The 12,370-nt window shown below is 37.6% G+C and carries 14 protein-coding genes; 2 read left to right on the top strand and 12 right to left on the bottom strand.

The genetic code is table 11. The annotated features are described in order from the left end of the window. Positions 1–26: 26 nt before the first annotated feature. The 11 genes from KW2_RS00850 to KW2_RS00800 form a co-directional block, all read right to left on the bottom strand. A complete protein-coding gene (locus tag KW2_RS00850) occupies positions 27–479 on the bottom strand; it encodes a dUTP diphosphatase (protein ID WP_011834277.1) in 453 nt (150 codons plus the stop codon). A gap of 65 nt (positions 480–544) precedes the next feature. Continuing rightward, positions 545–1,981, bottom strand: a complete 1,437-nt coding sequence (locus KW2_RS00845) for a glycoside hydrolase family 1 protein (protein ID WP_021036587.1) — start codon at positions 1,979–1,981, stop codon at positions 545–547. Positions 1,982–2,109: 128 nt separating this feature from the next. Next, entirely contained in the window at positions 2,110–2,304 is a 195-nt protein-coding gene (locus tag KW2_RS00840; protein WP_021036586.1) for a hypothetical protein, read from the bottom strand. Next, the gene (locus KW2_RS00835; RefSeq protein WP_011675233.1) at positions 2,301–2,507 is read right to left on the bottom strand and encodes a hypothetical protein; all 207 of its coding nucleotides are present in this window, start codon (positions 2,505–2,507) and stop codon (positions 2,301–2,303) included. The genes KW2_RS00840 and KW2_RS00835 overlap by 4 nt, the downstream gene beginning before the upstream one ends. A gap of 125 nt (positions 2,508–2,632) precedes the next feature. Next, positions 2,633–4,117, bottom strand: a complete 1,485-nt coding sequence (locus KW2_RS00830) for a PTS sugar transporter subunit IIC (protein WP_011675232.1) — start codon at positions 4,115–4,117, stop codon at positions 2,633–2,635. Between the two features lie 97 nt (positions 4,118–4,214). Next, positions 4,215–5,309, bottom strand: coding sequence for a DUF871 domain-containing protein (locus KW2_RS00825; RefSeq protein ID WP_021036585.1), 1,095 nt, complete (start codon positions 5,307–5,309; stop codon positions 4,215–4,217). Between the two features lie 348 nt (positions 5,310–5,657). Further along, positions 5,658–6,710: a GNAT family N-acetyltransferase gene (locus tag KW2_RS00820; protein ID WP_014571893.1), complete on the bottom strand. Its 1,053-nt coding sequence runs from the start codon at positions 6,708–6,710 to the stop codon at positions 5,658–5,660. Between the two features lie 110 nt (positions 6,711–6,820). Continuing rightward, positions 6,821–7,201 carry a VOC family protein gene (locus KW2_RS00815; RefSeq protein ID WP_011675229.1) on the bottom strand — a complete coding sequence of 127 codons (381 nt, stop codon included), beginning with the start codon at positions 7,199–7,201 and terminating at the stop codon, positions 6,821–6,823. Between the two features lie 20 nt (positions 7,202–7,221). Next, entirely contained in the window at positions 7,222–7,653 is a 432-nt protein-coding gene (locus tag KW2_RS00810; protein ID WP_011675228.1) for a DUF3284 domain-containing protein, read from the bottom strand. 98 nt (positions 7,654–7,751) lie between these two features. Beyond that, positions 7,752–8,444 (bottom strand): rhomboid family protein, encoded by a 693-nt coding sequence (locus KW2_RS00805; protein WP_011675227.1) that lies wholly within the window; start codon positions 8,442–8,444, stop codon positions 7,752–7,754. Continuing rightward, positions 8,434–8,967 carry a 5-formyltetrahydrofolate cyclo-ligase gene (locus tag KW2_RS00800; RefSeq protein WP_021036584.1) on the bottom strand — a complete coding sequence of 178 codons (534 nt, stop codon included), beginning with the start codon at positions 8,965–8,967 and terminating at the stop codon, positions 8,434–8,436. The genes KW2_RS00805 and KW2_RS00800 overlap by 11 nt, the downstream gene beginning before the upstream one ends. A 118-nt stretch (positions 8,968–9,085) precedes the next feature. Here KW2_RS00800 and KW2_RS00795 point away from each other — a divergent pair, with 118 nt between their 5' ends. Both KW2_RS00795 and KW2_RS00790 read left to right on the top strand, forming a co-directional pair. Further along, positions 9,086–9,283, top strand: coding sequence for a cold-shock protein (locus KW2_RS00795; RefSeq protein WP_011675226.1), 198 nt, complete (start codon positions 9,086–9,088; stop codon positions 9,281–9,283). A gap of 181 nt (positions 9,284–9,464) precedes the next feature. Then, positions 9,465–10,805 carry an MATE family efflux transporter gene (locus KW2_RS00790; protein WP_011675225.1) on the top strand — a complete coding sequence of 447 codons (1,341 nt, stop codon included), beginning with the start codon at positions 9,465–9,467 and terminating at the stop codon, positions 10,803–10,805. A gap of 64 nt (positions 10,806–10,869) precedes the next feature. Here the strand turns inward: KW2_RS00790 and KW2_RS00785 are convergent, their stop codons facing one another. Continuing rightward, the gene (locus KW2_RS00785) at positions 10,870–12,369 is read right to left on the bottom strand and encodes an amidase family protein (RefSeq protein WP_021036583.1); all 1,500 of its coding nucleotides are present in this window, start codon (positions 12,367–12,369) and stop codon (positions 10,870–10,872) included. Position 12,370 lies beyond the last annotated feature (1 nt).

The raw sequence follows: 12,370 nt of genomic DNA, 5'->3' as shown, positions 1-12,370 counted from the left end.
CGCTTCTTAAATTACTTTAATTTGAATTACGCACCCGTTGACCCGAACCCACCTGTTCGTTCTTCTTTTTCTTGATTTTCATCGCCATCAGCAACTAAGAAAGGCATAAATACTCCTTGAACCACGCGCTCTCCTTTTTCAACTAAAACTTCTTCATCAGTGAAATTACGCATTTGCATAAACATGTGTCCTTCATTATCAGGATTATTATAATAATCCTTGTCGATGACACCAACCGAATTGATTAAAACCAAGCCTTTTTTACGAGGATTTGATGAGCGATCATACATATAAAGAACTTCGCCTGTCTGCATATAAGCCTTTAAACCTGTTGGGATTAATTTAATTTCACCTGGAGCAAAACGAACTGTTTCTGCCGCTTCAATATCATAACCTGCCGAATGTTCAGTTGAACGTTTTGGTAAGTTAATTCCAGCATTTTTATATTTAGCTACTACTTCAAATCCACGAATTTTCATTCTTCACCTCTTTTGTTTTTTTATTATTATAACATAAAAAGAGCACTCACTTGAGTGCTCTTTGTTTAGAGCTCTTCGCCATTTGTTTCAATAAGATGTTGATACCAGTAATAAGAATCCTTAGGAATTCGTTTTAAGGAACCTTCCATTGTTTCGTCTTGGTCAACATAAACAAAACCATAACGTTTTTGATAACCGTTCAACCATGAAAGTAAGTCAGTATAAGACCAAGTGTGATAACCAATGACCGTAGCACCGTCAGTCATGGCTTCTTTGATTGCCTTAACATGACTTTCTAGATATTTAATTCGGTAATCGTCATGAATTTTGCCCTCTTCAACTTTGTCATATTCACCCAAACCATTTTCCGTAATCATGACCGGAATACGATAGCGTGAAGTAATTCGACGGAGTGCAATTCGCAAACCTTCTGGGTCAATTTCCCAATCCCAATTTGTGCGGTCAATGAATGGATTTTGAATTTTTTTATGAAGCCCAGGAATTCCTGATTCTTTGGTTGTTCCTTTTTTACCGCTTGTATTAAATGAACCAACTCCAACCCCACCATCAATTGGATTCCAAGCGTTAGTCGCCGTTTGGTAGTAGTTAATGCCTAGAAAATCAGGTTTGGCCGACTTCAAGAGTTCAGCATCTCCTGCTTCAAATTCAGGTGCTAAACCATTTTCCCGCAGATAAGCCATTGCTGCAATTGGGTATTCACCATAAAGGTAAACATCCATCCAAAAGTGACTATAAAGTTCTTCAGCGTTCTCAGCAGCCAAAACATTTAAAGGGTCAGAATCCTTAGCATACTGCGGTGTATAGGCGAATGAAGGGCCAATTCGTCCATCCATTTCAAGCTCATGAAACTTATTAATTACCGCAGCATTTGCCAAATTCGCGATATGATTGACCTGATAAAAGAGCTTCATATCTCTTTTCCCTGGTGGGTGAGTCGCGAGTGACCAACCTTGACTTGTAAAGATATTTTGTTCATTAAGCGATACCCAATATTTTACTTTACCTTTAAAGGCTTTAAACAAAACTTCAGCATAGTTAACAAAATCTGAGATAATTTCTCGTGATTCCCAGCCACCATACAGGTCTTCTAAAGCTTGGGGCAAGTCCCAATGATAAATCGTGACAATTGGTTCAATATGATTAGCAATCAACTCATCAATCAAGTCTTCATAGAATTTCAAGCCCGCTTGATTGACTTCGCCACGCCCGTCAGGTAAAATACGTGTCCAAGCAATCGAAAAACGGTAAGATTTAAGTCCTAATTCTTTCATCAAAGCGACATCTTCTTTGTAACGATGGTAATGATCAACAGCAACATCCCCGTTTGTCCCTTTAAAAGTTTTACCCGGAATGCGGACAAAGTTATCCCAGACACTCGCTTTTTTACCATCTTCAAAAGGTGCTCCTTCAACTTGATAAGCTGCTGAAGCTGAACCCCAAAGAAAATCACTTGGAAATGAGCTCAATTTTTTGTGTTCCATATTATTCCCCCACTGGTTATTTATACTACTATTATAACATTTGTAACCGTTTTATTTTGTTTTATATTTTGGAATTTGTTTTTTAATTTTAGACAAAAAAATTTAAAAAGTTGCCTTAAAAGACAACTTTATTTTCTTGTTTTTATCTTTATGTCTTTGTGTGCTTGTCTATTTTCTTCTTCTATTTTGATGGCCTTCTTTTTTTGACTGCGTGCAATAAAAATCATCACGAAACCAATTAATACAATCGCTAGACCAAGCCAGTTATGATAAGCCACAAGCAATAGGCCTAAACTGATAAAAGCTATTCCCCAGGTACTCATACAACACTCACATTAAAGAAGACAGCCGCTCCAAATGAGCTTCCTTTAATTAATTGTTTAGCCATGGCTGCGTCAGTCGTTGCATCGTCCGTTGGAGTTTCAAAGAAAAGTTTTAATCCTTGTTTTTTGGTATGTTTAAAGCCATTTTCTTCTAAAAGTTCAATAATTTCTTTTTGCATCATTGCAGAATTTACGAGTATCATAGTATTTCCTCCTCTATGAATGTTTTTTATCACATCTGATAAGGTTTATATTTATAAATCTTACCAGATTTAACAAAAAATGTGTAGAGCAAGTTTTCTTGCTTGCTCTACCATTAATTTCAAATTTAGTCGAGTTCTGTTTCTTCCAACTTGTTAGCTGCGATAACGAATGGTACCCAGATAACGAAGGTGATGATTAAGTTGATGATTGTAAGGACAATTGCCCGCCAGTCAAAGCCGGTTGCCATGAAGGCATTCATAATTGGTGGTGTTACCCAAGGAACGGCATTGACGACTGGGTCAACCAAGTGAAGGGCTGTTGCAGTGTAGGCAATGATTACAGAAATCAAAGGAGCGACTGCAAATGGGATAAAGAAGATTGCATTCAAGACAACTGGTAGACCAAAGAGGACTGGTTCGTTGATATTGAAGATACCTGGCGCAAGTCCAAGACGTCCAACAATCTTGTAGTCTTTACGTTTAGAGAAGAGGATGATTGCAATAACAAGTGTAATTGTACCACCTGATCCACCAAACCATGCAAAGGCATCCCATGAACCACGTACCCAAAGGTTAACATAGTCACCATTAATGGCATGAGCTTTATCAACCGCACCTTTAGCAATCAAGTCACGAATACCTTGTGAGTGAACTTGGAAGTAAAGGGCTTGGTTATTAAGTCCAAGAGGTCCCCAGATACCATCGAGTACTGGTGCCAAAACGTTTGGTCCGTGAAGTCCGAAGAACCAGAATACTGAAACAAAGAGTGTAACAATCAGTACTGAGAAGATATTTTGTGACAGAATTTGGAACGGTTCTGCGATGTAGTGAGTGATAAGGTTAATGACAGAGTCATTAGTTAATTTACCAATGATGTAGTAGATTAAGCCGACGATATAAAGGGCTGCGATTGTAGGAATGATAGCCAAGAAAGCTTTTGCTACTGCAGGTGGAACTGATTCTGGCATCTTAATTGTGATGTCAGCAAGCATGAGTTTTGCATAAATAATAACTGCAAGGGCACCCATAATAATAACTGTGAAGTAAGCTCCAGCATCGAGGTGAGCTGAGGCAAAGAGTGGTTTCCAAGCGGCAAGTCCTTGATCTCCAAGTACGCCATTGATCTTGTCAGTTGCTGCTACACCAGCTTTACCTGTCCCAAGGGCTGCTGTAAATTTACCCATTTGGTTTGGCAAACCTGCAAATAGGGTTGCAACTGATACGATACCACCAGCGAGGTCGTTGACTCCGTAAGCACGGGCCAAATTGTAACCCCAAGAAAAGGCAAAGATAAGACCAATAACTGTCAGTGTTCCTTGGTTAACAAGGGCTGAAATATTGTTCAAATCACCAATAATTGGTGTATTAGCAAGTGTCCAGACTTTTTCTGGTGCTAATTTTGAGAATGCTGTTGCTCCCAACATCATTTGTTGGATAGCTGATGGGAATGTTGTTACAATAGCCGAAACCATTGCAGCCAAGGCACCAGCAAGTGTTGCTGGCAACATACCGATAAATGAGTCACGCAGCGCAACCAGGTGTTTTTGAGACCCAATCTTTGCCGCAACAGGGACGAGATATTTCTCCATCCACGCAGTAATTCCGTTCATGGAATTCCTCCTTTATAATATAATAATAAATAACTTTCAAAAAAACTTTTTGAACATAATTAAGGTTCTGTCAGTACTGACAGGCATAGATTATCGATTATTTTTTGCTTTCGATGAGTTTAAATGAACTCCATGGTTTTAGGAAATCAAGCAGGAATAATTCATCATCAGCAATGCGCCCGACCACATTCACACGGCCATCATTTTCCATTTCACGCAAAGCAATCTGAGTTTCACCTTTATATTGACCATAGCCTTCGTTGTCGATAATGACATCACCACGTTGGATTTTATCAGTATCATGAGCTGGGAAACCAAGGTCTTTATAAGTGATTCTTGTCATTGTTGAGCGGAGCATATAAGCTGATTTATCCCCACGATAGCTATGTGTCGCTTCAAAAAGACATTTTCGTTCATTCTCAGTAATTGTTTCACGTGGAACGACTTTGACTTCAGGCATACTTGCATTAAATGCTTGACTCATCGCTTTAAGTTCTTCTTCGCTCGCATAAGCATTAGCAATGGTAATATCATCAATTCCACCGAGGAGTTTGTAATGCTTCACTTGAGTTGCGATTTCAAGTGCTCTGTGGTCCTCAAGGGTACAAAGGCCATCTTGAGTTGGCCAAGGACCAAAAGTAGCAGCGTGTGAATTGACAAAGGCCATAGTGTTTAAGTTATAACCTTTGAATTTTTCTGTACATTTAAGATAATGGTTAAATTCCAATCCTGTATAACGATGAGGATAGAAGTTATGACTACCTAAGAGTTTTTCTGTATCTGGAGAATAGTCCATTATCGAATCAACATAAGTCGTTCCTTGACTCATATTGATTTCAATTTTAATTCCGTAAGGATTGCGAGTCATTCGAGCTTCTTCGGCTCCTGTGAAGCCAATGTCAAGTCGAACACCGTCTGCTCCCATTTCATGGAAAAAGCTCAGGTCATCATAGCTGATATTAAGCTGTGTAAAGAGACCTGGATTGATATCCACCATCACTTCCATTCCTAATTGATTGGCATAATTTACAACTTTTTTAAAAGCTGCAAGTACTCCTTCTTTATCCCCATCAATTTCAAGCAAGGAAGTAAACACACGTTTGAATCCGTATTGATGCGCCAAATCAAGATATGTTTTATCCGCCTCAAAGTTTGAACGTTCTGGATAGATAGATACCCCTAATTTTCCCATTTATTTCTCTCCTTTTTCTAATTTTCATACTTCATTTTTGATTTCTGAAATATAGCTTAACTCTATGATAAGGCTTTCAAAAGATTTTTGCAAGCGTTATCCCTCTAAAAAAAACATGTTTCTCAAATTGAAACAATAACGACAAATTCTTATTTTTAGATAGGTTTAGCGCTTTCTTTAAATTAAATCTTTAAAATAAGCAAAAGTGAGCTATACCAATTTTCTTGGTAATATTAGTGTAATAAATATATTATCTCTTCCACACTCTTCTAATTTTTTTACCGCGGTTCATTATGCCCTTTTTATTTTTGTACAAAAAAAGTTACTGACAAAGCTGTCAGTAACTTTTTAAAAGTATTCACGAAGTATGGCTTGATTTTCTTTTAAAATTTTAGCCGTAAACTGACCAATTGTCATTTTTTCTGCTTTTCCTTCGCCAATTGTCATATTATTTTCAGCAATAATATCATCAGTAATTTGGACTGAAAAATTCGGTTGACCATTTACTTTTAAAAATTCTTTTAGATTAACGATGCGAGCTTGCATATAAGGCACAAGTTTAATTTCTGCTCGCTGAGGTTCAATCATTTCTTCTTCTAGTAGTGTATCCGCAGGAGCCTGCCAAGCGATTTCTGAAAAAGAACCTGCATGGCTTGAAATGAAGCGATAAAGGGCTTGTTTGGCCTCATCAGTTAATGTAATAAGCTCTCTAATCACAAATGTCATTTCTGAAAATTCATAGAGTAAATATCCAAGAGCCTTGCCATTTTCACGGTAGATTGCTACATGAGGTTGTGATTTATGGATGAAAAAATATGACCAAAGTTCCTCTGAACGAACAAGCGAGCCTTGGTTGTAAGCCTTCTGATGAATGTCTGTCAGTACTTTAAAAATCTCACTACTTTTACTGACAGTTTTTCCGTTTGACATTTCAGCTTCAAATTCAAACTTTTCACGGCTAATTTCTCCCTTTGTTCTTTGACCTTTTGGAAAATCCTGAGCAGGGATTTTATAATGCTTTTGATTGAAAGCATAGTGGTAACCAAATTTTTCGTAAAAGCCATACGAAAATGGTGCCAAATATGAAAAAATTGTCCCCTCTTCATAATCTTCTCGCAGGCTATCAGTCATCAACTGGCGAATGGCTCCATTTCCTCGGTACTCAGGATAGCTTGCAACATAACCAATACCAGAAATTTTCACATTTTTATCTCCCCAATGGCCCCTGAAATGTGAATCAATCAGCATTGAAGTTAATTTTTCATTTTCATAATGACCATATGCTTTTGAAAATTCCAGAAGTTTATCAAAAGCTCTTGCACGTTCTAATGTTTTTGGCTTATGAAAGGCATATGTTGCTAAATTTAAATATTCTTTTTTATTTTTTGTATTCGTATTCATAAATTCATTTTAACACAAAACTGTAGAAATAAGAAAACATTTTTGTTAGCGTTTACTTTCTAAAATTATTCTCGAAAAATAAAAATAACAGCCTACAAAAGGCTGCTATTTCAAATAGTAATTTCGATTTCATTTTCTTCGGGGTCTAAGATTACGGCTTCATAATATCCATCTCCCGTGGTTCTTGGCCCAGATTTGACTTCAAAACCATCTGCCAAAAATCGCTGACAGAGTTCATCCACTTTTTCTTTGGAACCAACAGAAATAGCTAAATGAGCATAACCTGTCCAAACAGATTTGTCAGCACTTTTCAAGTTCTCTTTAGTCCCAATTTCAAGTCGCGCTCCATCAGAAAAAGTTAAAAAGTAAGATTGAAAAGTCGTTTTAGGATTATGATATTTTTGACCCGCCTGCCCTTCAAAATAATGCTCATAAAAGTGACGCATTCCTTCCAAATCTTGAACCATTAGGCCAACATGTTCAATTTTCATCACATTTCTCTCTTCTTTGATTAGTGCGCTCTACCTCCGTTGTAGGCACGATTAACATTATCCAATATGGCAACCATTTGACGTTTCTTGAAACGTCCAAGGAAAAAACCAACGGCTTTGTCATTGACCATTTGAATAAAACCATTTGAGCTTTGATTTTCTTCAATAATGACCTGAGTGCTGCGGTCATCAATTTTATGCAATTCCCAACGTGTGCTAAAGGTATTACGATTTGTTTTAGTCGTGAAAGCATAAATACTTGGTTCTGTCAGCTCGGTAATTTTAATGGTTCCTCTTTGATTTTTACCAAAGCTTTTATTATATTCATAGCCATTAAGACTTCTGACTTTAGGCCGTTTTCCTGTATTTTTTTCGATATCAAATAAACACGAATCAACTATTTTTTCAAAGATAAATTCTCTTGGGGCATCAACTATTTTATCAATTCTCATCTTTTTCTCCCTTATCAAGTTTTTTTAACTAAGTTTATTCTAGCAAGATTAAAGATTCTTTGCAAGCACTTTCATGTTTTCAATAGCAAAACAAATTTCTATTTAAAAAATGGTAAGCCAATAAAAAGAAAGAACAAAATGATAAAGGCGCCAATTGCAAATACTCGATATTGTTTTGGAATGGAGGGTACAAAAGCCTTTGGAGGAAGAATGGCTGACAACAAAAGTCCTCCAATTGCTCCCCCGATATGCGCCCAAATACTTACATTTCCTAAAGAAAAGAGGTTCATCACTAAGTTGGCAACAATTAATACTGTAAACATTCTACCGATTTGTTGTAAAAATGGATGTTTTGTAAAATAGGCTAATCCAACAACTGCCGCGAACAGTCCAAATAGAGAAGTCGAAGCACCTGCAGAAACCACTTGAGGCGTCAATAGAAAGACCATCGCATTTCCAAAAATACCTGACAAAAGGTAAATCAGCGTAAAACGTAGCCAACCAAAAACATTTTCAATTTGTCGGCCAATGAAAAAGAGCGTTGCCACATTTAATAATACATGCGCCCAACCAATATGGATAAAGTTCGCCGTAAGTAAACGCCACATTTGGCTTGGGTCAAAGACCATTACTTGACCGAGTATGGCTCCGCTTTTAAAAAGATTAAATGCTGAGGTCGCTGAGGTTCCATAAGTGAAAAATTGCCATAACCATACTAAAAGAGTGATTATTGATAAAACATAAGTGGCTTTGTAACGTGTAAAATCTCGTTTAATTTCATTAAAATTCATTATTTTTTCTCCCTATAAAAAGTTTTTTTACTGCAATATCATGTGCTTCAGCAGCGAAATCCATTTTTTGAAAATCATAAAGAACCGAAGCAGTCATGCCTTCAAAATTAGCTAGATAACGGTCATAATAGCCGCCACCAAATCCAATTCGATGACCTTCATCATTCCAAATTAAACCGGGAACTAAGATAAAATCTGGTTCAATTGCTAAATCTGATTTTGGCTCGAGTAAGCCAAATTTTGAGCGAACAAGATTTTCCTTGTCATATTTAGCAAAGATCATTTGACGCTGAGGTAGACATTTGGGAATTAAAATTTCTTTGTCGTCAGATTGGTCAAAAAGTTCTGTCAAATTAAATTCAATTGGCATTGACATATAAAGCGCTATTTTTTTTGCAGATTTCCAATCTGAGGAAGCGGTTAACTGCTCTAAAACTTCCTTGTTCTGACGCCCTTTCTCGTAGTCTGAAAATTTTTTTAACATTTGTAATATTTTTTTGCGATTTTCTACTTTACTTTCCATATTAACTATGATAACATGAAAGTGTAAGTTTTTGTTTTACGATTAGTTCTGTGCTTTTGGGTTCATTCCTATTCAAGAAATTAGATTTACAAATTTATAAAATAAGGAAGTACCAAAAATGGCACAAGGAACTGTTAAATGGTTTAACGCAACTAAAGGCTTCGGCTTTATCACTACTGAAGAAGGAAACGACGTTTTCGCACACTTCTCAGCTATCCAAACTGATGGATTCAAAACACTTGACGAAGGTCAAAAAGTTACTTTTGACGTTGAAGAAGGCCCTCGTGGACCTCAAGCTGTTAACATCCAAAAATAATTAAAGCTTTGAGGGTCACTGACAAAATTGTCAGTGACTTTTTTTGCGCCATTTTTTTACTGACAAACTTTTTTATATGAAAGCCTTAACAAAAAAATGCTTTTTTTTAAAGAAATAGCCTTGTAAAAACAAGTAAAATGGGCTAAAATAAAGGAATCAATTTAGTTTATTTAGGGAAAAAATGAAAGATCTAACAAAAGGAAATATCTTAACAGGACTCATTGCGTTCACTTTACCTTTACTCATGGGTAACTTTTTTCAAGTCCTCTATAACACGGCAGATACACTCATTGTCGGACAGACATTAGGAAAAGATGCGTTAGCTTCCGTTGGAGCGACTGGCTCCATCAACTTTTTAATTGTCGGTTTTGCTCAAGGAATGACAGCGGGCCTAACCATTTTAACAGCTCAGCGTTTTGGGGCGAAAGATAAACTGGCCATCAAAAAATCATATGTGACCGGTCTTTATTTTACCGTTGCCGTTTCTATCATACTTAGCATTTTATCACTTATATTTGTTGGACCTCTTTTGCAAGCCATGCAAACGCCAAGCCAAATTTTTGAGGGTGCCAAAACTTTCCTAAGCATCATGTTGGGTGGGATGATTGCCACTAATCTCTATGCCTACCTCTCTAATGCTCTTCGGGCTTTAGGCGATTCAAAAACGCCTTTATACGCCTTAATTGCTGCCTCAATTTTAAATATTGCTTTTGAATATTTTGCGATATTAGTTTTGAAATTAGGAATCGCAGGAGCAAGTGGAGCGACAATCTTAGCCCAAATGATTTCTGTTTTATTCCTTTTTTGGCACATTAGAAGAAAAGTTCCTGAATTTCAAATCAGTAAAAATTTATGGCGGTTGGACCGGGCAGAAATTGCTCACCATGCCAGACTCGGAATTCCAATGGGATTTCAATCAAGCATCATTGCAATTGGCTCTATCACACTACAAGTTGCCTTAAATAAAATGGGAACCAATGCAGTGGCTACACAGGCAATTGTTTCAAAAATTGACCAATTTGCTATGCTTCCGATGATTTCAATCGGGCTTGCCATGGCTACTTTCGGCGCACAGAACTATGGAGCCAAACAATACAAACGGATTAATCAGGGCTTGATGCGCGCCCTTGCCATTGCAGTTGGTTGGTCCATTGTCTTTGCAATTATCTTGAATCTGGCGCATTTCTATTTCACAACGGCCTTTATCTCTAGTAGTCAAACGGCTGTTATCGAAATGTCCAGTCATTATTATCTGGTCAATGGTAGTTTTTATTGGCTCTTAGCGATTTTATTTGTCACACGCTCAACCATTCAAGGTCTTGGAAATGCGAAAATTCCAACACTTTGTGGCTTTGCTGAGCTATTTATGCGGGCCGGTGTCGCAATTATCGGGGTACTTTTGCTGAACTATACGGTAATCATTTCAAGTAATCCTGCCGCTTGGCTTGGCTCGACATCCATTTTAATTCCAACCACCATTCGCATGATTAAACGTTTTAGACAAAACCAAGATTTAGCATAAAACCGTCTCTAAGACGGTTTTTTATTTTACTGACAGTTTTTTAGCAAATAGCCATCAGTAATTTTTACTGATAGAATTTTGGCAAAATAAACTGATCAGCATTTTCAAATTCTTTAGCTACTTTTAGTAATTCAATTTCAGAATTTTTAGGTCCCCAGAGTTGAATCCCCAATGGAAGATTTGTTTCTTTATTGACATAAATCGGTAGTGAAAGAGCTGGTTGTCCCGTCAAATTACTGATGAAATTATAGGGTGTAAAGGCCAATGAACGCTCAAAAGCCGCCTCAATAATTGCTATCTGTTGTTCAAAATCATATTGACTGATTTCTGACATTTTGGTCAATATTTCCTCTGTCATTAATTCTTCACCAATTTTTGGCGCTGTTTTTGCCGTAGTTGGGGTCAAAAATAAATCATAGTCAGCATAAATCTTGTCAGCAAAGGTTTCGGCTGCCTGATCCCATTGAGCCAAAGCATTAATATAAGTGGTGACGGGCGCTTTTCGTCCAGCTTCTAAAAGGGCATAAGTCAAAAGTTCAACATCTTGACTTGTCAATTGGCGACCCGCTGATTTTTCCCAAGGTTCAAGCATAGCCACCGTTTCCGCTGCATTCATCTGATAATAAGATTGAATGAAAGGACGTGCATTCAATGGAAAATCAATTTCCACAAGTTCATGTCCCTGTCCTTTTAAGAATTCAACAGCTTTTTTGACCGCTTTTAGAGCATCATCAGAAAGTTCAATTCCAGAAATGGGACTTTGCAAAGAATAAGCAATTTTTAATTTTACTGACGATTTTTTACTGACAAAACTGTCAGTAGATTCACAGACTTCTAAAAGTTCTTTTTCATCTAACAAGCGAGCCTGATAAGGCGCTGCCTCTTGCAAAGTTTGCATTTCCAAAATAAATCTTGCCGTATCTCGCACCGATACTGTTAATGCCCCTGAAATAGATGCACCTTGCCACCCTCGATAAGAGCCCGGCCCTTGTGGCATTCGTCCACGCGTCATCTTTAGACCAATCAAACCTGAAAATGAGGCCGGAATCCGAATTGACCCTCCGCCATCAGAAGCGCCCGCAATCGCAAACATCCCAGAAGCCACGGCTGAAGCTGCACCACCAGATGACCCACCCGAATAATAATCAGAATTCCAAACATTTCGTGTATCACCGTAGAGTTTTGAATCCGAAATATTTTTAAATCCAAACTCTGGCGAATTCGTCTGCCCATAAGGCGTCAATCCTGCCCCTATCAGCGCTTTAACATAATTATCATCCTCAGATGCCACATTCTCTGAAAAGAGCTGAGAGCTAGCTGTATCAGGCAATCCTTTATGCGTTTGGCCCAACATTTTCAACGCAAATGGCAGTCCTGCAAAAAAACCTTGACCTGTCAAAGCTAAATCTTCTTTTGCGACCGCTAAATCCTCTGCCACAATCGCATTGTAGAGTGGATTGAGCTGGTCAATTTTTTGCTTTGTCATTTCTAATAATTCTTTGGCAGAAAGATTCCTTGATTTCAATTGCTCCGCCCAATAAGTTGCATCTTTAATTTCAAGCATG

Origin of the sequence: Lactococcus cremoris subsp. cremoris KW2, assembly GCF_000468955.1 — a bacterium.
Classification (GTDB): Bacteria; Bacillota; Bacilli; order Lactobacillales; family Streptococcaceae; genus Lactococcus; species Lactococcus cremoris.
The sequence above is the reverse complement of the archived record's forward strand: the minus strand, read 5'-3'. Positions and strand labels throughout refer to the sequence as shown.